Genomic DNA, 25,146 nt, shown 5'->3' with positions numbered 1-25,146 from the left:
GGCGAAGTAGTCGGCCTCCGTCCAGAGGCCGACGTGGTGCTCCAGGGGTGCCGCGCTCGCCGGCGTCCACCTCCCGCTCCGATCGCCGCCTGGTCAGCTTCACGCGATACGAGTCGACGGCCGCCCAACGACACGGGTCCGACCGGTAGGCTCGCGCCCCATGGTGTCGATCGACGGGCTGGGCGACCTGTGGGACAAGCTGTTCGGCGCGCAGCCGGACCCACCGCCCCTGCTGGTGCTGCTGACCGCCGTCGTCGCGCTGGTGGTCGTCTCCACCCGGCTGCCCTGGCGGATCGCCCGCAACGCGATCACCATCGCCCACGAGGGCGGCCACGCGCTCGTCGCCCTGCTCACCGGCCGCAGGCTGCACGGCATCCGGCTGCACTCGGACACCTCGGGCCTGACCCTCTCCGCCGGCCGGCCCACCGGCCCCGGGATGATCCTGACGCTCCTCGCCGGCTACGTCGCCCCGCCGCTGGTCGGGCTGGCCGGCGCGTGGCTGCTCGGCGGCAACCGGATCACCCTGCTGCTCTGGGTCGCCGTGGCGCTGCTGCTCGCCATGCTGGTGCTGGTCCGCAACGCGTTCGGCGTGCTCTCGCTGCTGGTCACCGGCGGGGCGGTGCTCGCCGTCTCCTGGTACGCCACGCCGCAGGTGCAGGCGGCGTTCGCGTACACCGGGGTGTGGTTCCTGCTGCTCGGTGGCGTACGGCCGGTGGCGGAGCTGCAGCGGCTGCGCTCCCGGGGTCGGATGCCCGCGTCCGACGCCGACCAGCTCGCCGGGCTCACCCCGCTGCCCGCGTTCTTCTGGGTCACGTTCTTCGCCCTGGCCAACCTGGCCGCCCTCGCCGCGGGCGCGCTGCTGCTCGCCGGCCCGATCCTCGCCGACGCCGGCCTGACCGGGTGAGCCGGGCGGGTGCCGGCCGGCCGAGCCGGCGAAAATGATCGGTTGACCCGGCAACCGGCCGCACCCGCCGGCGCGTGTCCCCTGCGACCACGGGGGAGGTAGCAGGTGCCGGATGCCGACGGCTTCGACGAGTTCTACCGGGGCAGCCGGCAACGGCTGCTGGGCTTCGTCTACGTGCTCACCGGTGACCTCGCCGAGGCGCAGGACGCCGTGCAGGAGGCGTACGTGCGGGCCTGGCAGCGCTGGTCGACCGTGAGCGCGTACGAGGAGCCGGAGGCGTGGGTGCGGGTGGTGGCAAGTCGGATCGCGGTCAGCCGCTGGCGCAGCCTCCGCAGCCGGGCCCGTGCCTACCTGCGCCACGGCGCCACCGAGAGCGTGCCCGGCCCGGACCCCGACACCGTCGACGTGGTCGCCGCGCTGCGCCGGCTGCCGGAGGAGCAGCGCACCGCGATCGCCCTGTACTACCTGGTCGGCATGCCGGTGGCCGAGGTGGCCCGGCAGACCGCCGCCCCCGTGGGCACGGTCAAGGCCCGACTCTCCCGGGGGCGCGTCGCGCTCGCCGGGCTGCTCGCCGTCTCTGACCTGGAGGAGGCCGCCGATGCGTGACGACACGAGCTTCGTCGAACGTCTGCGCCGGGACCTGAGCGACGTCCGCTGGCCGGAGCCCGCCGAGATCCGCGCCCGGGCCCGCCGGCGCAGCAGGCGTACGGCGGCAGCGGCGGCGGCCGTCGTGTTCCTCGTCGCGGGCGTCGCCGTCGGCGTCGGCGATCGGCTGCGCCCCGCACCCGCGTCGGAGGCGGCGTCGACCGGCGGGGAGCCCGGCAGGTACGAGGTGCCCACGGCTGCGCTGCTCCAGCCGGCGGACCTGCCGGCGCCGGCGGCGCCGCCGATGGTCGAGGCCGGCCTCGGCGAGCGGGTCCGGGTCGACGTCAGGCTGGAGGCGTGCCTGGAGAACCGGGGGACCAGGCCCGAGTGGGTGGAGTCGCGCTACTCGCGGTCGCAGACCCTGCTGCGTGCCCGGCCGGCGGGCGCCGTGCCGCAGCCCAGGGACGTGCTCCTCACCCAGGACCTGTACCGCGTGCATCCCGCGGCCGCCCCGGGGATCGTGGACGACCTCGCCCGCCGGTTGACCCCGTGCGTGGCGTGGCAGCGGCACGGCCAGACCGACCGGCAGGGGCGGGTCGTCGAGGAGGCCGGGGCGACGCACGGGTGGCACGTCGTCGAACGGGACTTCGCCGGCTCGCAGGCCGCGATGCTGCGGCACACCGTGTCGTCGCCCCGGCACCTGGTCACGGGACGGGAGGTGGGCGGCGCCCCGGCTCCGACGAGCACGGCGGTGGTGCGGGTCGGTGACCTGGTCACGGTCTTCAGCCTCGGCGACGGCGGCAGCGAGGCCGAACTGCGTCGCCTCGCCACGGTGGCCGCCACCCGCATGTGCGCCGTGGCCAACCCCCGCTGCTGACCCGCGTCACAGCCCGCCCGCACGGGCCGCGCGCGACCCGTGCGCGCGGGCACGGGCCGCGCGCGGGCGCGGGTCAGCGGGCGGGGACGGGGTCAGAGCGGGATGTTGCCGTGCTTCTTCGGGGGGAGGGTCTCGCGCTTCGTGCGCAGCACCCGCAGGGCACGGACGATCTGCGCGCGGGTCTCGTGCGGCGGGATGACGCTGTCGACGTAGCCGCGCTCGGCGGCGATGTACGGGTTGGCGAGAGTGTCCTCGTACTCGGTGATCTTCTCGGCACGCACGGCGGCCGGGTCCTCGGCGGCGGCCAGCTCCTGCCGGTAGAGGATGTTCACCGCGCCCTGCGCGCCCATCACGGCGATCTGCGCGGTCGGCCAGGCGAAGTTCAGGTCCGCGCCGAGGTGCTTGGAGCCCATCACGTCGTACGCCCCGCCGTAGGCCTTGCGGGTGATGACGGTGACCTTCGGGACGGTGGCCTCGGCGTACGCGTAGATGAGCTTCGCGCCCCGGCGGATGATGCCGTCCCACTCCTGGCCGGTGCCGGGCAGGAAGCCGGGAACGTCCACGAAGGTCAGCACCGGGATGTTGAACGCGTCGCAGGTGCGTACGAACCGGGCGGCCTTCTCCGACGCGGCGATGTCGAGGGTGCCGGCGAAGTGCATCGGCTGGTTGGCGACCACGCCGACCGGGCGCCCCTCGACCCGGCCGTAGCCGATGACGAGGTTCTGCGCGTAGAGCGGCTGGACCTCCAGGAACTCGCCGTCGTCGAGGACGTGCTCGATCACCCTGTGCATGTCGTACGGCTGGTTGGCCGAGTCGGGGATCAGCGTGTCCAGTTCCCGGTCGGCGTCGCTGATCTCCAGGTCGGCCGGGGCCTCGTAGACCACCGGCTCGTCCAGGTTGTTCGACGGCAGGTACGACAGCAGCGCCTTGACGTAGTCGATCGCGTCCTCCTCGTCACTGGCGAGGTAGTGCGCGTTGCCGCTGCGGGAGTTGTGCGTGCGGGCGCCGCCCAGCTCCTCCATCGCCACGTCCTCGCCGGTGACCGTCTTGATCACGTCGGGGCCGGTGATGAACATGTGCGAGGTCTGGTCGACCATGACGGTGAAGTCGGTGACCGCGGGCGAGTAGACCGCGCCGCCGGCGCACGGGCCCATGATCAGGGAGATCTGCGGGATCACGCCGCTGGCCCGGACGTTGCGGAAGAAGATCTCGCCGTAGAGGCCGAGCGAGGCCACGCCCTCCTGGATCCGGGCGCCGCCGGAGTCGTTGATGCCGATGACCGGGCAGCCGATCTTCATGGCCAGGTCCATCACCTTGACGATCTTCTCGCCGAAGACCTCGCCGAGGGAGCCGCCGAAGACGGTGAAGTCCTGCGCGAAGACGCAGACCTGCCGGCCGTCGATGGTGCCGTAGCCGGTGATGACCCCGTCGCCGTACGGGCGGGTGCGGTCCAGCCCGAAGTTGGTGGACCGGTGCCGGGCCAGTTCGTCCAGCTCGACGAAGGAGCCCTCGTCGAGCAGCAGCTCGATCCGCTCCCGCGCGGTCTTCTTGCCCCTCGCGTGCTGCTTCTCGACCGCGCGCGCCGACCCGGCGTGCACCGCCTCGTCGACCCGCCGCTCCAGGTCAGCCAGCTTGCCCGCGGTGCTGTGGATGTTGATCCCGGTCTCGGTAGTCACCCTGGGAATATAACGATGGTTCAGGCCGTCGCCGTTGTGCAGTTCGCCTCAGCCCGTGCGGCGACGCCCGTGAGGCGTTCGCCGGGCGGACCGTAGGCTGGCGGGATGCCGGGCTCGCCGTACACCGATCTGGACCGCCCGCCGCTGTCGGCGGCGCGGCTGGGGCGCGCGCTGGTCGCCCCGCACGGCCCGTGGGCCCGGCTGGAGCTGCGCGCCGAGACCGGCTCCACGAACGCCGACGTGGCCGAGGCGGCGCGGGCCGGCGAGCCGGAGGGCCTCGTCGTGGTTGCCGAGCGGCAGACCGCCGGGCGCGGCCGGCGCGGGCGGGTCTGGCAGTCGCCGGCCCGGGCGGGCATCGCGACGAGCGTGCTGCTGCGGCCCGGCGAGGCCGTCGCCGATCGTGGCTGGCCGCCGGCGTCTCCCACCGGGTACGGCTGGCTGCCGCTGCTCGCCGGCGTCGCGCTGGTCGAGGCGGTGACCCGGCTGGCCGAGGTGGACGCCGGGCTCAAGTGGCCGAACGACCTGCTCGTCGACGGGCGCAAGTGCGGCGGGATCCTCGCCGAGGCGGTGCCCGCGGCGGAACCGGGGCAGCCGCCGGCCATCGTGCTCGGCATCGGCCTCAACGTGACGCTGCGCGCCCACGAGTTGCCGGAGAACCCGGGCGGGCTGCCGGCCACCTCGCTGCAACTGGCCGGCGCGTCCGCCACCGACCGGGACCCGCTGCTGCGGGCCCTGCTGCGCGCGCTCGCCGACTGGTACGACCGCTGGCGGACGGCCGGCGCGGACGTGCGGGAGTGCGGGCTGCACGAGGCGTACCTGCGGTCGTGCGACACGGTGGGGCGGCGGGTGCGGGTGCTGCTGCCCGGCGGCGGTGAGCTGGTCGGCACGGCGACCGGGATCGATCCGGACGGGCGGCTGGTGGTGCGGGCGCCGGACGGCGAGCACCGGGTGGCCGCCGGGGACGTGCTGCACCTGCGGTAGTTCGGGCGCCCGCCCTGCCCGGGGCGCCGGCCCGGGGTCAGCCGGCCGCGCGGAGCGCCGAGACGAGGGCGGCCTGTGGCCCGGCGGAGCGCGCCATCTCCTCCAGCGCGTCGGTCAGCGTCTGCTCGTACGTGCCGCGCGCCTGGTCGTGGCGGGTGCGACCGGCGTCGCTGACGACGGTGTAGATGCCGCGCTTGTCGTCGGGGCAGAGGTCGCGGTAGGCGAAGCCGGCCGCGATCAGCCGCCCGACCAGGCGGGTAACGGAGCTCTGGTTGAGGCCGATCCGGAGGGCCAGGTCCTGCATGCGCAGCTCGCCGTCCGGCGCCTCGACGAGGTGGGCGAGGGCACGGTACTCCGACAGGCCCAGCCCGTGCGCGCGCTGCAACGCGGTGGCGAGCCGGTGCTCGACGTGGGCGTGCAGGGCGGTGACCTGGTCCCACCTGGCGGCGTCGGACGCGGCCGTGGAGTGTGCACTGCCGGTCCCGGCTGCGGTGGCCATCAGCCCTCCTTCGTCCCCCGGCGGGCGGGCCGGGGTGGTACGCCTGCCAAACAGCCTACATGCACATACAACCTCTGTCCCTGGTCGCGTGGTGCGGCCGGGTGGCGACGCTGCCGGCACCCGGCCCGCAGGTCGCCCGCCCGGCGGGAGCCAGGTGGCCGCCGGGCGGGGCCCTGCGGGGGCCGACGACGGCGAGTTCTCGCGACACGGGCCTTGTGGCGGAGGCGGCGGGACGCCGGGAGCCGTTAGCGTCATCGCCGACATCGTGGACGCGAGGAGGTTCGTGTGGCATTTCCGGAGGACGTGCTCACCGAGGACGAGCACGTCGTGCTGCACCTGCACCCGCACTGGAAGGCGCTGATCCGCCCGGTGGCGGTGCTGGTGCTCGCCGTCGCGGCGCTGGTGGCCGGCGTGGTGCTGCTGCCCTCCGGCGGGGGCGGCTCGATCGCGCTCGCCGTCGTCGGCGGCCTGGCCCTGATCGCGGTGCTCTGGCTGGCGCTCTGGCCGTTCCTGGTCTGGCGGACCACCCACTACCTGTTCACCAACGAGCGGGTGCTGCTCCAGCAGGGGGTGCTCTCCCGGGACCGGCGGGACATCCCGCTCACCCGGATCAACGACCACGCGATGAACCAGCGCTTCGTCGAGCGGCTGCTCGGCTGCGGCACGCTGACCATCGAGTCGGCCGGCGAGCGGGGGCAGTCCGTCCTGCACGACGTGCCGCGGGTCGGCCAGGTGCAGACGAAGCTCTACGAGCTGGTGGAGGCGCACCACGACAAGCACTCGCTCGGCGAGACCGAGATGCGCGACATCCTGGCGGACATGAACGAGGGGAAGCCGCTGCGCGACCCCACCGCATGACCGCGGGCCCGGGCCCCCGCCCGGCGGCGGGTCAGCGGCGCGGGGTGCGGCGGGTGCTGGCCTGGAGTTCGGCGGCCAGCTCGGCCTCCAGCTCCCGGTCGAGGGAGCCGCCGAGGGTGGCGTCGAGCGGCGCGGGACGGCCCTGGAGCGGGGTGCCCTGACCGGTCGCCGGGGCGTGCGCCGGGCCGCGCCGTTCGCCGCCCGGCGGTGGCTGGGCCTCCTCCAGCTCGGAGATGGATTCGGCCAGCTCGGCCACCGGGTCCATCTCGGCCATCGTGTCCCACTCGTCGCGCGGGATGCTGTGCCACGTCTCGGCGGCGTGGGCCGGCGCCGGCTGGAAGACGAACGTCCGGTAGGACCAGAAGCGGAAGAGCGTCGCGAGCAGCACGCCGGCGGTCTTCGCCACGTTCAGGGCCAGCAGGCTGGTCATGCCCAGGCCGTACTTGGCGGCGGCGAGCACGCCGAGCTCGATGAGCAGGCCGGCGCCGTTGAAAAGGAAGAACAGGGCGTATTCGCGACGCATCGCCGATTTCGGGCGGTCACGGTACGTCCAGTGACGATTCATGAGATAGGACGTGATGGTCGCCACGATGGTGGCGATGACCGTCGCCTTCAGTTGACCGTCGACAAAAACGGTCAGTGCCAGCGCATTGAACACCGCGTAATTGATGACGGTGTTGATGCCGCCGACGATCCCGAATTTGAGCGCCTCGTGGATGAACTTCTGCCAGCGCTCAGGCAGCAGACGGACAAGACGCATGCGGAACACCTTAGGGCAGTGGGCGGGGCCGGCAGGCTCCGGCCGGACGAGGTGGGCGGCAGGTCACGCCCCGTGGTCGCGGTCGTGCTTCACTTCCGGAACGGCTGGGGTTCCCGCTTCCACGAAGACGAACCGTCGGTAGGACCAGAATCGGAACAGCGTGCCGAGCCCCGTGCCGACGATGTAGCTCGCGATGTTGTCGGCCAGCGGGGTCTGGAACACCTCGGGCCAGATGCTGCCCAGGCCGTAGCGGCTGATCGCCAGGCAGGCCACGGCGATGCCGAGGCCGACGCCGTTGAAGAAGAAGAACAGCGCGTACTCGCGGGCCGGGTTGGAGCGCTTGCGGTGCCGCCACGTCCAGAACCGGTTGCCGATGAAGGCGACGGTCGCCGCGACGAGCGTGGAGACGGTCTTCGCGGTCACCTGCTCGACGCCCCGGACGCTCGTCAGGTAGTTGAAGAGCGCGAAGTCGATCAGAAAGGCGATGCCGCCCACGGTGGCGAACTTGCTCAGCTCGCGGACGAGGTGGCCGAAACGCTCGACCAGTGCGTGGACCAGACCCGGGCGGGTCTGCCGGGAGCCTGGCTCCCCGGTCATCGTCGCGGCCACGACGCCGAGCCTACCGGCTGGGGGCAGCCCGCACGGGTAGCAACGACGGGCGACCCGCCTGGGTGTGCGCCTGTGGACAGAGCGTAACGAGTCCGGGCGTCGCCGCGGGCCGGTTCACGGGTTCGGTCGACGGGACGCGGCGGCCCGGCCGCCGAGGGTTGCCCACAGGATTTGCGTGAAACTGCGCGCGAAAGCGGGTATTAGCTCGTGATGCCGCAGCGTGACCGCACCTTGTGCAGTTCTTCACAACCAGTCCCACTGACTGGCGACGCCACCCGGTTTACGCTGAGGCCAATCCCAGGTTTCCACGAAGGGCGACGCACCGCGCCGTTAAGGACGCACAGCGCCGTCAAGACTCGTGCATCCCATAGATCGGTCAGCGTCGACCACCAAGGAGATGTGTCATGGTTGCTCCGGCTACCGTTCGGGGTATCGATCAGGCCCCGACGTCCCACCCCAAACTGCTCGCCTGGGTCCGTGAGGTCGCTGAACTGACCACCCCCGACCGCGTCGTCTGGGTGGACGGGTCCGACGAGGAGTGGCGTCGCCTCACCGATGAGCTCGTCGAGGCCGGCACCCTGATCCGGCTCAACCCGGAGAAGAAGCCCAACTCGTTCTACGCGCGCACCGACCCGACGGACGTCGCCCGGGTCGAGGAGCGCACCTTCATCTGCTCCGTCGACGAGGCGGACGCCGGCCCCACCAACAACTGGATGGCGCCGGCCGAGATGAAGCGGACGATGACGGAGCTCTACCGCGGCTGCATGCGCGGTCGCACCATGTACGTCATCCCGTTCTGCATGGGCCCGGTCGAGGCCGAGAGCCCCATGTTCGGTGTCGAGATCACCGACAGCCCGTACGTGGTCGCCTCGATGCGCATCATGACCCGGATGGGCGCGAAGGTCCTCGAGGCCATGGGCGACGACGCGGACTTCGTCCACGCGCTGCACTCCATCGGCGCCCCGCTCGCCCCCGGCCAGCAGGACGTGGCCTGGCCGTGCAACGAGACCAAGTACATCTCGCACTTCCCCGAGACCCGGGAGATCTGGTCCTTCGGCTCCGGCTACGGCGGCAACTCGCTGCTGGGCAAGAAGTGCTACTCGCTGCGGATCGCCAGCGTGATGGGCCGGGACGAGGGCTGGCTCGCCGAGCACATGCTGATCCTCAAGATCACCTCGCCGGAGGGCAGGGTCTACCACATCGCCGGCGCGTTCCCGTCCGCCTGCGGCAAGACCAACCTCGCCATGCTGGAGCCGACCGTCCCGGGCTGGAAGGTCGAGACCATCGGCGACGACATCGCCTGGATGCGCTTCGGCCCCGACGGCCGCCTCTACGCGGTCAACCCCGAGTACGGCCTCTTCGGCGTCGCGCCCGGCACCGACTGGAAGACCAACGCCAACGCGATGCGGACGCTGGACCGCGGCAACTCCATCTTCACCAACGTGGCCCTGACCGACGACGGGGACATCTGGTGGGAGGGCATGGGCGAGCCGCCGGCCCACCTGATCGACTGGAAGGGCAACGACTGGACGCCGGAGAGCGACAGCCTCTCCTCGCACGCGAACAGCCGGTTCTGCACCCCGATCACGCAGTGCCCGATCCTGGCCGAGGACTACTACGACCCGAACGGCGTGCCGATCGACGCGATCCTGTTCGGTGGTCGCCGCCGGGACACCATCCCGCTGGTGACCGAGGCCCGCGACTGGGTGCACGGCGTCTACATGGGCGCGACGCTCTCCTCGGAGACCACCGCCGCCGCCTCCGGCGCGGTCGGCGTCGTCCGGCGCGACCCGATGGCGATGCTGCCGTTCATCGGCTACCACGCCGGCGACTACTTCCGGCACTGGATCGAGATGGGCAAGGGAGCCGACGGCGACGAGTCCAAGCTGCCGAAGATCTACTACGTCAACTGGTTCCGCAAGGACCCGGAGGGCAACTTCCTCTGGCCCGGCTTCGGCGAGAACTCCCGGGTGCTCAAGTGGATCATCGAGCGGATCGAGGGGCGCGCCGAGGCGGTCGAGACCCCGATCGGCATGGTCCCGGCCCAGGACGCGCTCGACGTCGACGGTCTCGACATGACCCCGGAGGACGTCCGGATCGCGCTGAAGGTCGACCCCGAGGAGTGGCGCAACGAGCTCCCGCTGGTCACCGAGTGGTTCGAGAAGTTCGGCGACAAGCTGCCGGGCGTGCTCTGGGCCGAGCTGGACGCGCTGCGCGCCCGCCTCGACGCGGAGCCGCAGCGCTGAGGACAGGTGTGACCGACGCCCGCGACGGGCATCATCGGATCCCATGAGGACGGCCGCCGAGACCCAGGTCCGGCGGCCGTCCGCCGTCCGGGCGCTGACCACGCTGCTCGCGCTGACCGCGGCGGCCACCGTCGTGGTCGAGCTGCTCAACTGGTGGTACGCCCCGGAGCAGGGCTTCGGGCTGGCCGTACGCACGGGCTGGGCCATGCTCCGGTCGCTCGGTTTCCTGCTGCTCATCGGGCACGTCCGTCGCGGTCGGACGGTGGCCCGGCCGTTCGGGCTGATCCTCGCGGTGACCACCGTGTTCGCCGTCGGGCGGCTGATCGTGCCCCGGCAGGGGGTGCCGCCGCTGCCCGGGCTGCTCGGGTTCGCCCTGCTCACCGCGCTCTGCGCGGCCGTGGTCTGGCTGCTCTACCGCTCGCCCGCGGTGTCCGGGCACCTGGTGCGCCACCGGCCCCGCCTGGTCATCGACCGGCAGGGCATCTCCTGGCGGGAGACCCCGCCCCGCCGGCCGGAGGTCAGCGGCTGGCTGCTCACCAGCCGGGTCGCCGCGTTCACCTACAGTCTGCTGATGCTGGTTCCGGCCCTGGTCGCCGGCGCGGCGGTGCTGGACGACCGGCTGGCCGCCGTGCCCGCCGTGCTGTTCTGGTTCGCCGCCGGCATCGCGACCAGCTACGCGGTGCTCTTCTGCACCGCGTTCCTGATGCGCGGCAAGGGCTGGGCGCGCACCCTGCTGGTGGCGGTGACCGCCGTCGTGCTCGCCGTCGACCTGCCGCTGTGCTGGTGGCTGCTCGGCCTCGACGGCCTGGTCCGCGACGGCGGCCCGCTGGTGGCCGCCGCCGCGTTGACGATCTACGGCCTCTGGCGCGCCGCCCGCGCCGAACGGGCCGCCCGGCCGGCATAGGGGCGCATCCACGCTGTCGAGCCGCTCGCCGACGGGCCGGGCGGGTTTCACCGCTCCGGGCGTCTTCGACGGCAGGATGGCCGCAGGGAGCCGGACCGGCGGTGGGAGGCGACGCGTGGGCGACGAATCCGTGGGGGACGAGTTCGACGTGGTGGTGGTCGGGGCCGGCCCGGCGGGATCGGCCGCCGCGCTGGCGGCCCGGCGGGCGGGGGCGAGCGTGCTGCTGCTGGACCGCTCCGACTTCCCCCGGGACAAGGCGTGCGGTGACGGCATCGCCGCGCACGCGCTGGACGTCCTCGCCGAGCTGGGAGTGCCCGACGCGGTGGCCGGGCACGCGCCGCTGCCGGCGTTGCGCCTGGTCGGTCCGGGTGGCGGCACGGTGGCCCGGGCGCTGCCCCGGCCGGCGTACACCGTGCCCCGGACGGTCTTCGACGCCCGGCTGGTGGCGGCGGCGGTCGCGGCCGGCGCGCAGCTACGACGGCACGCCGTGCGTCGGGTCGAGGTCCGGCCCGGCCGGGTCGTGCTCGACGGGGACGTGGCCGCGCGGGCGGTGGTCGGCGCGGACGGCGCCGGCTCGGTCGTCCGGCGGGCGCTCGGGCACCGGCCGAATCCGGACCGCCACCTGGCGCTCGCCATCCGGGGGTACGCGCCCGCGCTGCCCGGCCCGCCCGAACAGCTCATCGTCACCTCGGCGCCGCGCTGGCCGGCGTACGCCTGGTCGTTCCCGATCGGCGACGGTCGGGCGAACGTGGGGTACGGGGAGGTGTTGCGGGGCGAGCCGCTGACCCGGGCGCACCTGGTGGACCGGCTCGGCGCGCTGCTGCCGGGCACCGACCCCGCCGCGGTGACCGACCTGCGGGCCCACCACCTGCCGTTGTCGACGCACCGGCCCCCGCCCGGGCGCGACCGGGTGGTGCTGGCCGGCGACGCGCTCTCGCTGATCAATCCGTTCACCGGGGAGGGGATCTTCTACGCCCTGCTCTCCGGCGCGCTCGCCGGCGCGGCGGCGGCCGGCTCGCCCGAGCAGGCCGCCCGGCGGTACGCGGCGGAGCTGCGGGGCCGGCTCGGCGGCCACCTGCGGCACAGTTCGTTCGCGGCGTGGCTGGCCCGGCGGCGGCGGGTGGTGGACGCGGCGGTCCGCGCGGCGCGCCGGGACGACCGGGTCTACCGGACGGTGGTCGAGCTGGGACTGGGCGACGGGCGGCTCGACGCGCGCACCCTGGGCATGATCGGCATCGGTCTGCCGGCGTGGGATCGCCATCCGAGGCGGTGATTCGCGGGGCAGGTCGCTACGCTGCAAGGTGATGACTCTGCGGGACCTGATCTATTCGGTGTACGAGCGCCGGCTCACGGCCAAGCTCGCGGGCAAGCCGGTGCCCCGGCACGTCGGCGTGATGTGCGACGGGAACCGCAGATGGGCCCGCGAGATGGGCTTCGTCGACCCGAACGACGGTCACCGGGTCGGCGCCGCCAAGATCAAACACGTGTTGGGCTGGTGCGACCAGGCCGGCATCGGGCACGTCACGCTCTATCTCCTGGCCACCGACAACCTGCGCAGGCCGGCCAAGGAACTCGACCCGCTGCTGCAGATCATCGAGGACCTGGTGGTCGAGCTGGCCGAGGAGGGCAACCCCTGGCGGCTGCGCATGGTCGGCGCGCTCGACCTGCTGCCGGCGTCGACCGCCGCGGCGCTCAAGGCCGCCGAGGAGCGCACCCGCGAGCGCAGCGGCGGGGCCGAGGTCAACATCGCGGTCGGCTACGGCGGCCGGCGGGAGATCACCGACGCGGTGCGCTCGCTGCTGCTGGAGCACGCCGCCGCGGGCGGCACCATCGAGGAGTTGGCCGAGGTGCTGGACGTCGAGCACATCGCCGAGCACCTCTACACCCGCGGCCAACCCGACCCGGACCTGGTCATCCGCACCAGCGGCGAGCAGCGCCTCTCCGGCTTCATGCTCTGGCAGTCCGCCCACTCGGAGTTCTACTTCTGCGAGCTGAACTGGCCGGATTTCCGGCACATCGACTTCCTCCGCGCCCTGCGCTCCTACGCCAACCGCCAGCGTCGCTACGGCGTCTGACGCCCCGGCCGGCGCCGGCCTGGCGGGCGCGCGCGTCCTGCCGCGGCCCTGTTTCTCGGGCCGGCCTGTCTCTCGGGGTGTCGCTTCACCGTCGGGCTGCGGCCCCGTTCCTCGGCCCGCCGCTCCGTCCCTCGGGCTGCGGGGCCGCCGTCAGGCGAGGTGCCGGGTGGCGTCGGTGAGGAAGTCGCCCAGGGCGGCGGGCGAGTCGAGGGTCAGGTCGGCGGCCTCGGCGACCTCGTGGCCGGTCTCCGGGTTGGCGACGGCGACGCAGACGCCGAAGAAGTGCGGATCGGCGGCGGCCCGGGCGCGCAGCGCGGCGAAGGCCTTGATGTCGGAGACGTCGTCGCCGAAGTACCAGGCGCCCTCGGCGTCGCGGACCACCTCGTCGATCACCATGCCCTTGTCCCGGTCGACCGGCGGCTTCAGCTCCAGCACCATGCGCCCGGCCTGGACCTTGAGCCCGAGGCGCTCGGCCTGGGCCCGGCCCCACCGCTCCACCGACTCGCCCAGCTGGGGCGCCGTGCGCCAGTGCAGCGCGACGGAGAGCCGCTTGTATTCCACCAGCGCGCCCTCGGGCAGCTCGGCCCGGGCCTGCTCGGCAAGCTCGGCCATGGTGGGTACCCACGGCAGGGCGGCCGGCTCGGTCACCGTCTCCCCGCCGGAGTGGCTGTGCTCCAGGCCGTAGAGGCCGTAGAGGTCGATCCCGGCCAGCCCGCCGAGGTGGTCGCGGAGGAACTCCACCGGCCGCGCGGAGACGATCGCGACCCGCCGTACGACGGGGGCGAGCGCCTCGATGGCGGCGAGCACCTTGGGCGCGGGCCGGACCGCGGTGGGGTCGTCGTCGACCGGGGCCAGGGTGCCGTCGAAGTCGAAGAAGAGCACGGTTCCGGCCGCCCGTCGGGCGGTCGTCCGCCAGGCCCGGTCGGCGTCCAACGGGGTCTGCGGCTGCTGGTTGCCCAGGTTCAACGGCGGCACGCGCGTCAGCGTACCCCGGCCGGGTCGGCTCAATCCCGGCCGAGCGGCGGCGTCCCGGCCGGGCGTCCGGCGGGCGTGCGCGGCGGGCGGGCAGGCGAGGTCAGCGTTCGGCGGCTCCCCGTCCCCGCCGCCCGAACGGCACGACGGCCGCCTCCTGGCCGTGGCTGAGCAGGTAGCCCTCCACGAAGCCGGTGTTGCGGTCGCCGGAGCGTTCCTCGATCTCCCTGAGCCGGTTCACCAGGAAGTCGGTGAGGGCGCTGATCCGGTCGTTGAGCCGGTCGTGCAGTTCGGCCACCACGGCCAGGATCACCGCGGTGCCGGTGGTGGTGAGCGCGAGGAGGTTGACGAGCAGGGGAAGCTGCCCGCCGTTGACCGCCAGGGTCACCACGTTTCCGGTCACGCCCAGTGTCACCGACACGGTGGCGACGACGACTGCCATCCACTTCAGGGTCATGGACAGACCCCTCCTTCTGTCCCGCAGGGCTGGGTTCGGCCTTGTCCCGTCCCCCCGCCGACGACGAGCCCAAGCAGTACGAATAGGGACGCTAGCGCGCCCGTTCCGGCCCCGGAGCGAAACGAATGAGTCTGACCTGCCGTTCTTTCGCCATCTGAGGAACTAGCCGGCCTGTTTACCTCGTTTTCGGACACCGACCGGCAGGGTCGGGCGGTATGCGAGGTAACGGATGGTCTCCCGGATGTGGAACTTCTCCGCGTCGGAGACGTCCGGGTCGACGAGGCGGCGCAGCAGCGCCTCCACGTCGGGGTCCATCGGGGGCGGGGCGGGGGTGTCGCGGGGCGTCGCGGCCCGGTCCCAGCCGAGGGCGGCGAAGGCGGTCGCCGGGTTGAGCCCGAGCCCCTCGCAGAACGCCACCACGCGCTCGGCCTCCGGGTCGCTGGCCCAGTCGCCCCGGACCCAGCGGTTGATGGTCTGCCGGGAGACGCCGGTGCGCCGCGAGACCTCGGTGCCGCTCCAGGCCCGGGTGGCCCGGGCCTCGTCGAGTGCCCGACGGACGAAGGTGGCGAAGGCGATCTTCCGTGCGTTGGCCGTCTCGGTCACGTCGTGACGGTACGACCAGCCGGCCACCGGTGCGCGCCCCGGCACGCTGCTGTCACGCGGACGTGACGTGGCTGGGGGTGTGCCGGTAAACGATCCGGCACCGCTCCTGAGGGGTGTCACCTGGGCATAATAGATGCCCGTAGCGGCGGGAGTAATCGCACGAAAAGCTGATACTGTCACGCCCATGAGACAACTTACGGTGTGTCACGTGCATGAGACGATCGGTGCTCACATGCGTCACGCCCCCGACGCGAGGGGGGTGTGGTGACCGAACTAGCCACCCGGGCCCAGGCCTTCGGCCTGATCGCGGAGGGAGTGGCCGCCGGCCTGAGCGCGCCCTGGCGCCTCTATCTCGCCCGGGGCTGCCGTTACCTGTCGCTCAGCGTCGGCGACCGCGCCGAGTGGGACGCCTGGCGCACCCATCTCGGCTGCCCGGAACTCAGCGTCCGGGTGTACGACGCCGGCGGTGAGATCCGCCGGTCCTCGGTGGCCGAGGTCGTCCTGGACGGCTGCCGGATCAGCGTGGAGCTGGTCGAGGAGGTCGGCACCGACGACCTGGACCGGCTCCTGGTCGCCGGTCCCGCCCCGGCCGAGCCGGAGGAGCGATGACCGGGTACCCGCGGCGCGCCGGAGCCGCCGGATGAGCCCCTTCCTCGCGGTCTTCCTCGTCCTGCTCCTCGGCGCCACGAGCTACGCCGCCGGCCGGCTGCACGGCCAGCTCAGCTACCGGATCGGCTACCGGTTCGGTTACCGCCAGGGCTACTTCGACGGCGACCGGGGCGCCTGGAACCGCCGCCGCCGCGACGCCCAGGCCGCCATCGCGTCCGCACTGGCCGGCCCGCCGCCCACCGCCGCCCGGGTCACCGGCACGGTGGTCCGGCCCGGCACCACGTACACCGGCTCGTCGTTCGCGACGCCGGCCGCCCCGGCGGCCGGGCGGCAGTCGACCGGCACCCTCGTCCGGCGGACCGGTTGAGACCGGTCGGCGGGGATCCCGAGGCCCCGCCGGCCGGCACGCAGGGCGCGGTGCGTCGTCCGCGGCGGACACGCACCGTCGGGACCACGTCAGACCGGTGACGGTGGTCCCACCGGCCGGGATGCGCGCAGGGGGCATGCATCCCGGCCGGTTCCGCCGCCGCCCGTTCACGCGCCGGCCCCCGGAGATCCACGATCGCCCCCTAGCCCGGAGGGTCCGACGCCGCTAGCGTCTAGGCATGGCACGGGGTTCTCCCGGGCCAGCCGGTCCGCCCGGATCTGCGACCTCGCGCACGGGGTTCCGCATCCGACCCCGTGTCCCCGGGCACCGGAGGAGGCGGAACGCGGGTGGCGGGTGCTCATCCGTCGGAGCAGGCCTGTGACGACTCGCCGTACGACCGCCGGGGCCGACCGGACCACGGCCGCGACTGCCACGACCCGCCGCACCACCCGGAGCCGCCGCGGCCCGTCCGCCGCTCCGGTCGACGCAGAGGAGCCCCGACCAGCCGGCCAGGCGTTCGTCCTGGACACCTCGGTGCTGCTCTCCGACCCGGCGGCCTTCCACCGGTTCGCCGAGCACGAGGTGGTCCTGCCGCTCGTGGTCATCTCCGAGCTGGAGGGCAAGCGGCACCACCCGGAGCTGGGCTGGTTCGCCCGGCAGTCCCTGCGCATGCTGGACGAGCTGCGGGTGCGGCACGGGCGGCTCGACCGCCCGGTGCCGGCCAACGACTCCGGCGGCACGCTGCGGGTGGAGCTGAACCACTCGGACGACGGCGTCCTGCCGCCGGGCTTCCGCACCGACTCCAACGACGCGCGGATCCTCTCCGTCGCGTTGAACCTCGCCGCCGAGGGGCGGGAGGTGACCCTGGTCAGCAAGGACATGCCGCTGCGCGTCAAGGCCGCCTCGGTGGGCCTGCGGGCCGACGAGTACCGGCACGGCCAGGCCAGCGACCCCACCTGGACGGGAATGGCCGAGCTGGAGCTGACGGAGGAGCAGATCGGTCGGCTCTACGCCGGCGAGACGCTCGACGTGGACGCCGCCGCCGGGCTGCCCTGCCACACCGGCCTGGTGCTGCAGTCGGGCCGCGGCTCCGCGCTCGGCCGGGTGCTGCCCGACAAGACGGTGCGGCTGGTGCGTGGCGACCGGGAGGCGTTCGGGGTGCACGGCCGCTCGGCCGAGCAGCGGATCGCCCTCGACCTGCTGCTCGACGAGTCGGTCGGCATCGTGTCGCTGGGCGGGCGGGCCGGGACGGGCAAGTCGGCGCTGGCCCTCTGCGCGGGGCTGGAGGCGGTGATGGAGCGCCGCCGGCACAGGAAGGTCGTCGTCTTCCGCCCCCTCTACGCCGTGGGCGGGCAGGAGCTGGGCTATCTCCCCGGCTCCGAGTCGGAGAAGATGTCGCCCTGGGCGCAGGCGGTCTTCGACACCCTCGGCGCGGTGGTGCACGAGAACGTGCTGGAGGAGGTCACCTCGCGCGGCCTGCTGGAGGTGCTGCCGCTGACCCACATCCGGGGCCGCAGCCTGCACGACGCCTTCGTGATCGTCGACGAGGCGCAGTCGCTGGAGCGCGGGGTGCTGCTCACGGTGCTCTCCCGGATCGGCCAGGGCTCCCGGGTGGTGCTCACCCACGACGTGGCGCAGCGGGACAATCTGCGCGTCGGCCGGCACGACGGGGTGACCGCGGTGATCGAGGCGCTCAAGGGCCATCCCCTCTTCGCCCACGTCACCCTCAGCCGTTCGGAGCGGTCGCCGATCGCCGCGATGGTGACGGACCTGCTGGAGGACATCCCGCACTGATGACCGATTCAGGGGGTTTCGTCCCTATATTTTGAGTGACGCAGGTCACATTCGCGCCCCTTGGTTTCCCATCGGCCTCACTGTGCGCGATGGTGTCCAACGAGCGCCCACGTACCGACAAGATCGTTGGTGATCGTTCGTCACACCGACATCTCCCACCCCGGTGCGTCGGCTGCGACCGGCACAGGGTCGGGGCGCTCGCGGCGCGGGCCCTCCCCCGATCAGGGGTGCTCCGTGCCGTGTCCTTGCCCCCGACGAAGGGACCACTTCGTGAGTCGGCTGTGGAGCCGGTTCGGCGCCCGCACGGCCGCTGTCGCGCTGCTCTCCGTGGGCGTGGCAGGCGGTGTCTACCTGGGCGAAGACCGCCAGACCCAGCAACAGGGCCTGACCTCGCAGGCCAGTGTGGCCGTCGAGCAGGCCGAGCTGGAATACCAGCGCGAACGGCAGGCCGCGCACCAGATGCAGTCCGCGAAGCAGCGTGCCGCCGAATACCAGGCGAAGCTGCGCGCCGCCGCCGCGGCCAAGGAGGCCGCCAAGCGAGCCCGCGAGGCCGAGGCCGCCGCCGCGTCGCGGAAGCAGGCCCGCGAGGCCGCCGCCAAGGCCGCCGCGGAGAAAGCCGCCGAGAGCAAGCCGTACGACGGGCCCATCCCGGCCTCCTGCGCGGAATACAGCGGCAACCGCGAGGTCGGCTGCGCGCTCATGGTGAAGGCCGGCTTCGGGATGGACCAGTTCCCCTGCCTGGACAGGCTCTGGAACAAGGAGAGCGGCTGGAACCACAAGGCCCGCAACCCCTCCTCCGGGGCGTACGGCATCCCGCAGGCGCTGCCGGGCAGCAAGATGGCCTCGGTCGCCGACGACTGGCAGACCAACCCGGCGACCCAGATCAAGTGGGGTCTCGGCTACATCGAGGGCCGCTACGGCTCGCCCTGCAAGGCCTGGGCGCACTCCCAGGACGTGGGCTGGTACTGACCGGCCGATGACCTCGGCGGGGTGTGTGGGTGACCACACACCCCGCCGTCGTCGTTTCGTACCCCGATCGGCGCAGGAGTGGCGGCACCGGCCGTCACCTGATAGCTCTTGACGGGTGAACCTGCACCCGGGAAGCGGCGACCCGCACCGGTTCGGCACCGAGGCGTTCTACGCCGCCCTCGGCCGGGCCTTCGTCGCCATGTGCGCGGTGGTGCCGTTCCTGTTCCTCATCGAGGCCCTCGACCAGGGGCTGGCGGCCGGCTTCGACACCACCGCCGGGATCATCCCGAAACGCATCGACGGGCTCGACGGGGTGTTCTTCTCGCCGTTCCTGCACCACGGCTTCGACCACCTCTACAGCAACAGCATCCCGCTGATCCTGCTCGGCACGTTCGTGCTCGCCGCCGGTGCCCGCCGCTTCCTCTGGTCGACGCTCGTCATCGTCCTGGTCAGCGGGCTGGGGGTGTGGTTCACCGGCTCGTCCAACTCGGTCGTGGTCGGGGCCAGCGGCGTCATCTTCGGCTACCTGGGCATCCTGCTCATGCGCGGCATCGTCGAGCGGAGCTGGTGGAACTTCGCGGTCTTCCTGCTGGTCGGCCTGCTCTACGGCTGGCAACTGGTCGGCATCCTTCCCACCGACGAGCGGATCTCCTGGCAGGGGCACCTGTTCGGGCTGCTCGGCGGGGCGGTCGCCGCCGTCGTGTTCCGCCGTCGCCGCGACGACCTCGGCGGCCCGTACCGCTCGGAGTCCACCCTCAGCATGCCCTGAGCGCCGACGCGCCGGGGCCGTGCGAGCTTGTGGGACGTGCTTGCCCGGGCCCACCGCCGGCCCTACCGTCGGGATCAGCACGCGTTGATCCGTGAGCGGAAAGCGACGGTACGCCCATGCGCGAGGTCGATGTCGCCGTGATCGGGGCCGGTCCGGTCGGGCTGTTCGCGGCGTACTACGCCGGCTTCCGCGGGCTCTCCGTCGCGGTCGTCGACGCGCTGCCCGAGCCCGGCGGCCAGATCACCGCCATGTACCCGGAGAAGCTGATCCACGACGTGGCCGGCTTCCCGGCGGTCAAGGGGCGGGACCTGGTCGCCAACCTCGTCGCCCAGGCGGCCCCGTTCGACCCGCTCTACCTGCTCGGCACCCGCGCGGAGAAGCTCTCCCACGTCGACGGGCGGCCGGTGCTCGGTCTCGCCGGCGGCGAGCAGCTCCGCTGCGGGGCGGTGATCGTCACCGGCGGGCTGGGCAGCTTCACGCCCCGCCCGCTGCCGGTGGCGGAGCACTTCGTCGGCACGGGCATTGTCTACTTCGTGCCGCAGCCGGCCGAGCTGGCGGGGCGGGACGTGCTGATCGTCGGCGGCGGGGACTCCGCCTTCGACTGGGCGCTGACGCTCCAGCCGCTGGCCCGGTCGGTCACGCTGGCGCACCGGCGGGAGAAGTTCCGCGCCCACGCCGCCACCGTCGCCCGGGTGCTGGAGCTGCCGGTGCGCGTGATCGTCAACGCCGAGGTGACCGGGCTGCACGGCGACGGCGCGGTCACCGGCGCCGAGGTCACCGTACGCGGCGGCGCGGCCGAGCTGCTGCCGGTCGACACGGTGGTCGCCGCCCTCGGCTTCACCGCCGACCTCGGCCCCCTGGCCGAGTGGGGGCTGCGGCTGGACCGCCGGCACATCGTGGTCGACAGCGCGATGGCGACGAACCTGCCCCGGGTCTTCGCCGCCGGGGACATCACCGAGTACCCGGGCAAGGTGCGGCTGATCGCGACCGGCTTCGGCGAGGCCGCCACGGCGGTGAACAACGCGGCGGTGGCCATCGACCCGGGCGCCCACCTCTTCCCCGGGCACTCCTCCGACGGCACCTGACGCACGGCTGCCGCCCGGGCCGCCGCGCCGACCGGCCGCGGCCAGGGCGACCCGGCGGGCGGGGCCTGGCGGGCGGGGCCCGGGATGCGCCGCTCAGGTCGGGCGATGCGGCCGGCGGGGCGCGGCCGGGGCCAGGGCGGCGACTCCGACCGCGACCATGGTCAGCGCCGCGCCGAGCAGGGTGGTGCCGCTCGGGCGGGAGGCCGCCGTGGGCAGCAGCAGGTCCAGCAGCACGGCGCCGACGATCTGACCGGCGATGCTGGCCAGGCCGAGCAGCAGCACGCCGGTGAACCGGACGACCGCGGCCGCGATCGCGATGAACACGATCCCGATCGGGCCGCCCAGGTAGAACCAGGGCTCCGACGGCAGGTCGCCGGCCGGCCAGCCCCGGACCGCGACGTCCACGGCGAACGTCGCCAGCAGGGCCGCCGTGCCGACGGAGAAGTTGACAAGCGTGGCGGTCAGGGCGCTGCCGGAGGCCGCGCGTACCCGGCCGTTGACCGCCTGCTGCCAGGCGATGGCCACCCCGGCGAGCAGCGGCAGCAGGGCCAGCCCGAGGGTGCCCGGGTCACCGAGCCGGTCGCCGACGGCCAGCAGGACCGCGACCACGGTCAGCGCCGCGCCGGCCAGCCGCTGGGCGGTGACCGGCTGGCGCCCGTTCGGGCCGATCCCCGCCCGGTCGACGGCCAGGCTGCTGCCGGACTGGCCGGCGACCACCGCAACGGTGAAGACCGCGACGCCGAGCGCGCCGATCGTCAACCCCTGGGCGGCCACCAGGAACGCCCCGCACACCCCGCCCAGGCACTGCCACGGCCGCAGGGCGCCCCCCGCGAGCGCGGCCCGCAGGGCGACCAGCCCTCGCCGCTCACCCGGGGTGGCGGGGACCAGCACCAGCAGCACCAGCAGGCCCACGCCGAACGAGACCACCGCGGCGGCGATCCCGTCGGCCAGGCGTACGCCCAGCTCGCCGCTGATCCGGGACTGCACGGCCACGGCGACCCCGGAGGCGGTCGCCAGGCCCACGCCGGCGATCCGGCGCGTCGCCGACGGAGCCTGCGGGGCCGGCGGGGCCGTCGTCCCGGCGGCGGTCACTCCTGCTCGGCCAGGGGGCGGCCGTCGAAGTCGATCGCCGAGTAGAGGGCGAGCTTCTCCAGCCGGTGGTACGAGTCGATCACCCGGATCGTGCCGCTCTTCGAGCGCATCACGATCGACTGCGTGTACGCCCCACCGGCCCGGTAACGGACGCCGCGCAGCAGGTCGCCGGAGGTGACCCCGGTCGCCACGAAGAAGCAGTTGTCGCCGGTGACGAGGTCGTCGGTGGTGAGCACCCGCTCCAGGTCGTGCCCGGCGGCCAGCGCCTTCTCCCGCTCCTCGGCGTCGCGCGGCCACAGCTTGGCCTGCATGACCCCGCCCATGCACTTCAGGGCGCAGGCCGCGGTGATCCCCTCCGGGGTGCCGCCGATGCCCATCAGCACGTCGACGTCCGACTCGCCACGGGCGGCGGCGATGGCGCCCGCGATGTCGCCGTCGGAGATGAAGCGGATGCCCGCCCCGGCGCGCCGGATCTGCCCGACCAGGTCGTCGTGGCGGGGCCGGTCCAGGACGCAGACCGTCACCTCGTCGATGTCGGTGCCCTTGACCTTGGCGATTCGGCGCAGGTTGTCGGCCACCCCGGCGTTGATGTCCACCACGTCGGCGTACGCCGGGCCGACCGCGAGCTTCTCCATGTAGAACACGGCGCTCGGGTCGAACATCGCCCCACGCTCGGCGACCGCGAGCACGGCCAGGGCGTTGGGCATGCCCTTGCTCATCAGCGTGGTGCCGTCGATCGGGTCGACCGCCACGTCGACCTCGGGCCCGGTGCCGTCGCCGACCTCCTCGCCGTTGAAGAGCATCGGCGCGTTGTCCTTCTCACCTTCGCCGATCACCACGACGCCCCGCATGGGGATCGAGTTGATCAGCTTGCGCATCGCGTCGACGGCTGCTCCGTCGCCGCCCTCCTTGTCGCCCCGGCCGACCCAGCGGCCGGCGGCCATCGCCGCGGCTTCGGTGACCCGAACCAGATCGAGGGCGAGGTTGCGGTCGAGATCCTGTGGGATCCGCGTCCTGGTGGTGTTCGTCATGACGGCTCCTCCTCGCGACGTTGCGGGGCGGCAGGATGCGGCGTCGCCGCTGCCGGGTATGTCGCTGATCCTCACACGATCGCCGACCGGGCGCGGTGTCGGGGCGGTGATGGCCCGGATACGGCCGGTCGGGCGGTGCGGGAAGATGGCAGGGTGGAACCCGCACAGCCTGCCGATCGCGTACCCGCCGACTCGACCCCGCCGGACGGCCAGCCGCCGGTCGCGCCGACCCCGGCCGCCGCCGTACCCGAGGGGGAACCGGCGCTGGTGGAACCCGCCGGCGCCCCGGGGAGCGCGCCGGCCGACGGCGCGGCGGAGACCGGCGAGCTGCCCGCGCCGCCGCCCGCGGTCGACGCCCGCAAGTCGGAGCGGTCACCGAAGGACATGGCGCTCTCGCTGCTCATCCTGCTGGTCCCGATCGCCCTGCTGCTCGCCTTCTACCGGGGGTTCCTCGGCGGGGACCAGCCGATCACGGTCGACCCGGCGCCGGCCCTGGAGTCGGCCCGCGCGGCCAACGCGTTCCCGGTCAGCGAGCCGCGCGAGCTAGGCGACGAGTGGCAGACGGTCACCGCGAACTTCCAGACCGTCGAGGGCGGGGCGACCCTGCGCCTCGGCTACGTCACGCCCGAGGGGCGGGGCGCCCAGCTGGTGCAGAGCAACGTGCCGCCGGAGCAGCTGCTGCCGGCCGAGCTGACCGCCGAGGCGCAGCCCCAGGGGCAGACCGACCTGGACGGGCGCACCTGGCAGCGGTACACGGCCCGGGCCAACGAGCAGGCCCTGGTGCTGCTCGAGCCGAACCGGACGGTGATCGTGGTCGGCGACGCCCGCGACAACGAGCTGCGACATCTGGCCGGGTCGATCGGTTAGGCAGCCTCCGGCTTTGGACCTCGGTGACCTGGCGGCGATGACCCCGGGCGCGGACAAGATGAAGGACAAGTACCAGCACCTCGACCAGTCCAAGGTCAAGGACGCCGGTGAGCTCGGCCTCAACATGAAGGACGTCGACCCGGCCGGCAGCGCGGTGCTCGAAACGGGCGGCTCCGGCCGCCCGTTCCACGTCCGTGGGCGTCAGCCGACCGGGGTAACCGGACAGAACGGTGATTGTGCGACGCGGCGGCAGGGAACAACAGGGAAGCGGGCCCGGCCGGCCGCCCCGGCAACCGGGGCCCGTGCGACGCAGCCGGCGTGGTGCGTCGCCCGGTTTCCGGCCGCCACCAGGTGCGTCGGGTGACCCACGTGGGAGACACACATGACTGTTCGACGCCTGAGCGCCGGCCTGGTGGCCGCCGCGCTGTTCACTCCTGGTCTGGCCGCCTGCAACGCCACCGGGACCACCGAGGCGGGCTCGTCCGCCTCGCCGACCGTCTCGGCGTCCGGCACGGCGGCGGCCACCGGTGCCGCGACCCCGGTCCCGGGCGACGCGAAGCAGGCGCTGCTGGCATCCACCCGCGAGATCAGCAACGGCAACTTCCGGTTCACCATGTCGGGCGCCGGCTCCACCGCCGAGGGGCAGGTGCACGAGCCCAGCCAGAGCGCCGCGATGCGGGTGACCGTCGGCAAGCCCACCGACGACCTGTTCATGAAGCTCGACCTCGTCCACCACAAGCCGGACAGCTGGGTGAAGGTGGACCTCGGCGGCACCACCGCCAGCAGCCTGCCGGGCGTGCAGAAGCTGAACCTCGGCAAGTACCAGCACCTCGACCAGACCCGGATCAAGGGCAACCGCAACCTGGGCTTCGACTTCGACAAGGTCGACCCGGCCGGCAGCGAGGTGCTGACCAAGGGCATCACGGAGGTACGGCAGACCGGCGACGGCGCGTACGCCGGCACCATCGACGTGTCGAAGGCGGCGGAGGCCGGGTCGGTGGACCCGACGGTGGTCACGGCCCTCGGCGCGCAGGCGAAGTCGGTGCCGTTCACCGCGAAGCTCGACCCGCAGGGGCGGCTCAGCGAGATGGTCATCCAGATCCCTGCCGCCGGCCAGGCCAAGGCGCAGGAGATCCGCATCACGTACTCGGACTACGGCAGCGCCACCGCCGCGCAGAAGCCGCCGGCGGACCAGGTGGTCGAGGCGCCGGCCGAGCTGTACAACCTGTTCAACTGACGGTCGACGCGGGCGCGGGGCGGCTCCGGCCGCCCCGCCCCGTGCCGCCCCGCCAAGACCCGGCTCGGGTCGCCGGCACGGACGTCAGGAGGCGGGCTCCTGGCGGGCGGCGTCCAGGCGGGCGCGGGCGCCGTCGAGCCAGTGCTGGCAGATCTCGGCCAGCTTCTCGCCGCGCTCCCAGAGCGCCAGCGACTCCTCCAGCGTCGTGCCGCCGGCCTCCAGCCGCTCGACCACCGACGCCAGCTCGGCGCGGGCCTGCTCGTAGCTGAGGCGCTCGTCCTTCTTGTCAGTCATCGCTGCCATCCCACCACATCGTGCCT

Annotated in this window: 28 protein-coding genes and 1 pseudogene; 18 read left to right on the top strand and 11 right to left on the bottom strand. The window is 73.3% G+C overall.

Annotated features, from left to right (window positions below; all coding sequences use genetic code 11):
- The first annotated feature begins 160 nt into the window (after positions 1–160).
- From GA0070606_RS11800 to GA0070606_RS11790, 3 genes are all read left to right on the top strand, one after another.
- A complete protein-coding gene (locus tag GA0070606_RS11800; RefSeq protein WP_091097870.1) occupies positions 161–904 on the top strand; it encodes a M50 family metallopeptidase in 744 nt (247 codons plus the stop codon).
- A gap of 105 nt (positions 905–1,009) precedes the next feature.
- Positions 1,010–1,510 (top strand): SigE family RNA polymerase sigma factor, encoded by a 501-nt coding sequence (locus GA0070606_RS11795; RefSeq protein WP_091097867.1) that lies wholly within the window; start codon positions 1,010–1,012, stop codon positions 1,508–1,510.
- Positions 1,503–2,366 carry a hypothetical protein gene (locus GA0070606_RS11790; protein ID WP_091097863.1) on the top strand — a complete coding sequence of 288 codons (864 nt, stop codon included), beginning with the start codon at positions 1,503–1,505 and terminating at the stop codon, positions 2,364–2,366. Before GA0070606_RS11795 ends, GA0070606_RS11790 begins: the two co-directional genes overlap by 8 nt.
- Before the next feature lie 92 nt (positions 2,367–2,458).
- Here GA0070606_RS11790 and GA0070606_RS11785 read toward each other — a convergent pair whose 3' ends face one another.
- Complete coding sequence (locus tag GA0070606_RS11785; protein ID WP_091097859.1) at positions 2,459–4,042, bottom strand: acyl-CoA carboxylase subunit beta; 1,584 nt, start codon at positions 4,040–4,042, stop codon at positions 2,459–2,461.
- 105 nt (positions 4,043–4,147) lie between these two features.
- On the opposite strand from GA0070606_RS11785, the gene GA0070606_RS11780 reads away from it, so the two are divergent.
- Positions 4,148–5,023: a biotin--[acetyl-CoA-carboxylase] ligase gene (locus GA0070606_RS11780; RefSeq protein ID WP_091097856.1), complete on the top strand. Its 876-nt coding sequence runs from the start codon at positions 4,148–4,150 to the stop codon at positions 5,021–5,023.
- Positions 5,024–5,060: 37 nt separating this feature from the next.
- Here the strand turns inward: GA0070606_RS11780 and GA0070606_RS11775 are convergent, their stop codons facing one another.
- On the bottom strand, positions 5,061–5,522 hold the full coding sequence (locus GA0070606_RS11775; protein ID WP_091097853.1) for a MarR family winged helix-turn-helix transcriptional regulator: 462 nt from the start codon (positions 5,520–5,522) through the stop codon (positions 5,061–5,063).
- 285 nt (positions 5,523–5,807) lie between these two features.
- On the opposite strand from GA0070606_RS11775, the gene GA0070606_RS11770 reads away from it, so the two are divergent.
- Positions 5,808–6,380: a PH domain-containing protein gene (locus GA0070606_RS11770; RefSeq protein ID WP_091097850.1), complete on the top strand. Its 573-nt coding sequence runs from the start codon at positions 5,808–5,810 to the stop codon at positions 6,378–6,380.
- Positions 6,381–6,411: 31 nt separating this feature from the next.
- Here GA0070606_RS11770 and GA0070606_RS11765 read toward each other — a convergent pair whose 3' ends face one another.
- The 3 genes and pseudogenes from GA0070606_RS11765 to GA0070606_RS34000 all read right to left on the bottom strand — a co-directional run.
- Positions 6,412–7,140 carry a GtrA family protein gene (locus GA0070606_RS11765; RefSeq protein WP_091097846.1) on the bottom strand — a complete coding sequence of 243 codons (729 nt, stop codon included), beginning with the start codon at positions 7,138–7,140 and terminating at the stop codon, positions 6,412–6,414.
- 63 nt (positions 7,141–7,203) lie between these two features.
- A complete protein-coding gene (locus tag GA0070606_RS11760; protein WP_091107625.1) occupies positions 7,204–7,737 on the bottom strand; it encodes a GtrA family protein in 534 nt (177 codons plus the stop codon).
- A 163-nt stretch (positions 7,738–7,900) separates the two neighbouring features.
- Positions 7,901–7,996, bottom strand: a pseudogene (locus GA0070606_RS34000) (GtrA family protein); the annotation flags it as partial.
- A 157-nt stretch (positions 7,997–8,153) separates the two neighbouring features.
- Between GA0070606_RS34000 and GA0070606_RS11755 the strand changes: the two are divergent.
- The 4 genes from GA0070606_RS11755 to GA0070606_RS11740 all read left to right on the top strand — a co-directional run bounded on the left by GA0070606_RS11755 (position 8,154) and on the right by GA0070606_RS11740 (position 12,974).
- Entirely contained in the window at positions 8,154–9,995 is a 1,842-nt protein-coding gene (locus tag GA0070606_RS11755; protein ID WP_091097843.1) for a phosphoenolpyruvate carboxykinase (GTP), read from the top strand.
- 43 nt (positions 9,996–10,038) lie between these two features.
- Positions 10,039–10,899 (top strand): hypothetical protein, encoded by an 861-nt coding sequence (locus GA0070606_RS11750; protein WP_091097840.1) that lies wholly within the window; start codon positions 10,039–10,041, stop codon positions 10,897–10,899.
- A 76-nt stretch (positions 10,900–10,975) separates the two neighbouring features.
- Entirely contained in the window at positions 10,976–12,172 is a 1,197-nt protein-coding gene (locus GA0070606_RS11745; RefSeq protein ID WP_091097836.1) for a geranylgeranyl reductase family protein, read from the top strand.
- 31 nt (positions 12,173–12,203) lie between these two features.
- Complete coding sequence (locus GA0070606_RS11740; RefSeq protein ID WP_091097832.1) at positions 12,204–12,974, top strand: isoprenyl transferase; 771 nt, start codon at positions 12,204–12,206, stop codon at positions 12,972–12,974.
- Between the two features lie 150 nt (positions 12,975–13,124).
- On the opposite strand, the gene otsB is transcribed toward GA0070606_RS11740, so the two are convergent.
- The 3 genes from otsB to GA0070606_RS11725 all read right to left on the bottom strand — a co-directional run bounded on the left by otsB (position 13,125) and on the right by GA0070606_RS11725 (position 15,006).
- On the bottom strand, positions 13,125–13,949 hold the full coding sequence (gene otsB / locus GA0070606_RS11735) for a trehalose-phosphatase (RefSeq protein WP_091097829.1): 825 nt from the start codon (positions 13,947–13,949) through the stop codon (positions 13,125–13,127).
- 100 nt (positions 13,950–14,049) lie between these two features.
- Positions 14,050–14,403, bottom strand: coding sequence for a hypothetical protein (locus GA0070606_RS11730; protein ID WP_091097825.1), 354 nt, complete (start codon positions 14,401–14,403; stop codon positions 14,050–14,052).
- A 162-nt stretch (positions 14,404–14,565) separates the two neighbouring features.
- Positions 14,566–15,006: an XRE family transcriptional regulator gene (locus GA0070606_RS11725; RefSeq protein ID WP_091107623.1), complete on the bottom strand. Its 441-nt coding sequence runs from the start codon at positions 15,004–15,006 to the stop codon at positions 14,566–14,568.
- Positions 15,007–15,270: 264 nt separating this feature from the next.
- Here GA0070606_RS11725 and GA0070606_RS11720 point away from each other — a divergent pair, with 264 nt between their 5' ends.
- The 6 genes from GA0070606_RS11720 to GA0070606_RS11695 all read left to right on the top strand — a co-directional run bounded on the left by GA0070606_RS11720 (position 15,271) and on the right by GA0070606_RS11695 (position 20,599).
- Positions 15,271–15,615 (top strand): hypothetical protein, encoded by a 345-nt coding sequence (locus tag GA0070606_RS11720; RefSeq protein WP_091107621.1) that lies wholly within the window; start codon positions 15,271–15,273, stop codon positions 15,613–15,615.
- Positions 15,616–15,646: 31 nt separating this feature from the next.
- Positions 15,647–15,982, top strand: coding sequence for a hypothetical protein (locus tag GA0070606_RS11715; RefSeq protein WP_091097821.1), 336 nt, complete (start codon positions 15,647–15,649; stop codon positions 15,980–15,982).
- 378 nt (positions 15,983–16,360) lie between these two features.
- Entirely contained in the window at positions 16,361–17,776 is a 1,416-nt protein-coding gene (gene phoH2 / locus GA0070606_RS11710) for an RNA 5'-3' helicase PhoH2 (protein WP_091097818.1), read from the top strand.
- A gap of 270 nt (positions 17,777–18,046) precedes the next feature.
- Positions 18,047–18,745: an aggregation-promoting factor C-terminal-like domain-containing protein gene (locus GA0070606_RS11705; protein ID WP_091097815.1), complete on the top strand. Its 699-nt coding sequence runs from the start codon at positions 18,047–18,049 to the stop codon at positions 18,743–18,745.
- A 115-nt stretch (positions 18,746–18,860) separates the two neighbouring features.
- On the top strand, positions 18,861–19,514 hold the full coding sequence (locus tag GA0070606_RS11700; protein WP_091097811.1) for a rhomboid family intramembrane serine protease: 654 nt from the start codon (positions 18,861–18,863) through the stop codon (positions 19,512–19,514).
- Positions 19,515–19,630: 116 nt separating this feature from the next.
- On the top strand, positions 19,631–20,599 hold the full coding sequence (locus tag GA0070606_RS11695) for an NAD(P)/FAD-dependent oxidoreductase (RefSeq protein ID WP_091097806.1): 969 nt from the start codon (positions 19,631–19,633) through the stop codon (positions 20,597–20,599).
- A 93-nt stretch (positions 20,600–20,692) separates the two neighbouring features.
- Here the strand turns inward: GA0070606_RS11695 and GA0070606_RS11690 are convergent, their stop codons facing one another.
- Both GA0070606_RS11690 and glpX read right to left on the bottom strand, forming a co-directional pair.
- Positions 20,693–21,691, bottom strand: a complete 999-nt coding sequence (locus GA0070606_RS11690; protein ID WP_091097802.1) for a DMT family transporter — start codon at positions 21,689–21,691, stop codon at positions 20,693–20,695.
- Positions 21,688–22,722 carry a class II fructose-bisphosphatase gene (glpX, locus tag GA0070606_RS11685; RefSeq protein WP_091097799.1) on the bottom strand — a complete coding sequence of 345 codons (1,035 nt, stop codon included), beginning with the start codon at positions 22,720–22,722 and terminating at the stop codon, positions 21,688–21,690. Before glpX ends, GA0070606_RS11690 begins: the two co-directional genes overlap by 4 nt.
- Before the next feature lie 153 nt (positions 22,723–22,875).
- Between glpX and GA0070606_RS11680 the strand changes: the two genes are divergently transcribed.
- The 3 genes from GA0070606_RS11680 to GA0070606_RS11670 are packed head-to-tail and all read left to right on the top strand — an operon-like array spanning position 22,876 to position 24,826.
- Complete coding sequence (locus tag GA0070606_RS11680; protein ID WP_091097795.1) at positions 22,876–23,589, top strand: DUF4245 domain-containing protein; 714 nt, start codon at positions 22,876–22,878, stop codon at positions 23,587–23,589.
- Between the two features lie 13 nt (positions 23,590–23,602).
- Positions 23,603–23,953, top strand: a complete 351-nt coding sequence (locus GA0070606_RS11675; RefSeq protein WP_091097791.1) for a hypothetical protein — start codon at positions 23,603–23,605, stop codon at positions 23,951–23,953.
- A gap of 18 nt (positions 23,954–23,971) precedes the next feature.
- A complete protein-coding gene (locus GA0070606_RS11670) occupies positions 23,972–24,826 on the top strand; it encodes a hypothetical protein (protein WP_091097788.1) in 855 nt (284 codons plus the stop codon).
- A gap of 84 nt (positions 24,827–24,910) precedes the next feature.
- Here the strand turns inward: GA0070606_RS11670 and GA0070606_RS11665 are convergent, their stop codons facing one another.
- The gene (locus tag GA0070606_RS11665; RefSeq protein ID WP_091097784.1) at positions 24,911–25,120 is read right to left on the bottom strand and encodes an exodeoxyribonuclease VII small subunit; all 210 of its coding nucleotides are present in this window, start codon (positions 25,118–25,120) and stop codon (positions 24,911–24,913) included.
- Positions 25,121–25,146 lie beyond the last annotated feature (26 nt).

This window comes from Micromonospora citrea (genome assembly GCF_900090315.1).
GTDB classification, from domain to species: Bacteria; Actinomycetota; Actinomycetes; order Mycobacteriales; family Micromonosporaceae; genus Micromonospora; species Micromonospora citrea.
The sequence above is the reverse complement of the archived record's forward strand: the minus strand, read 5'-3'. Positions and strand labels throughout refer to the sequence as shown.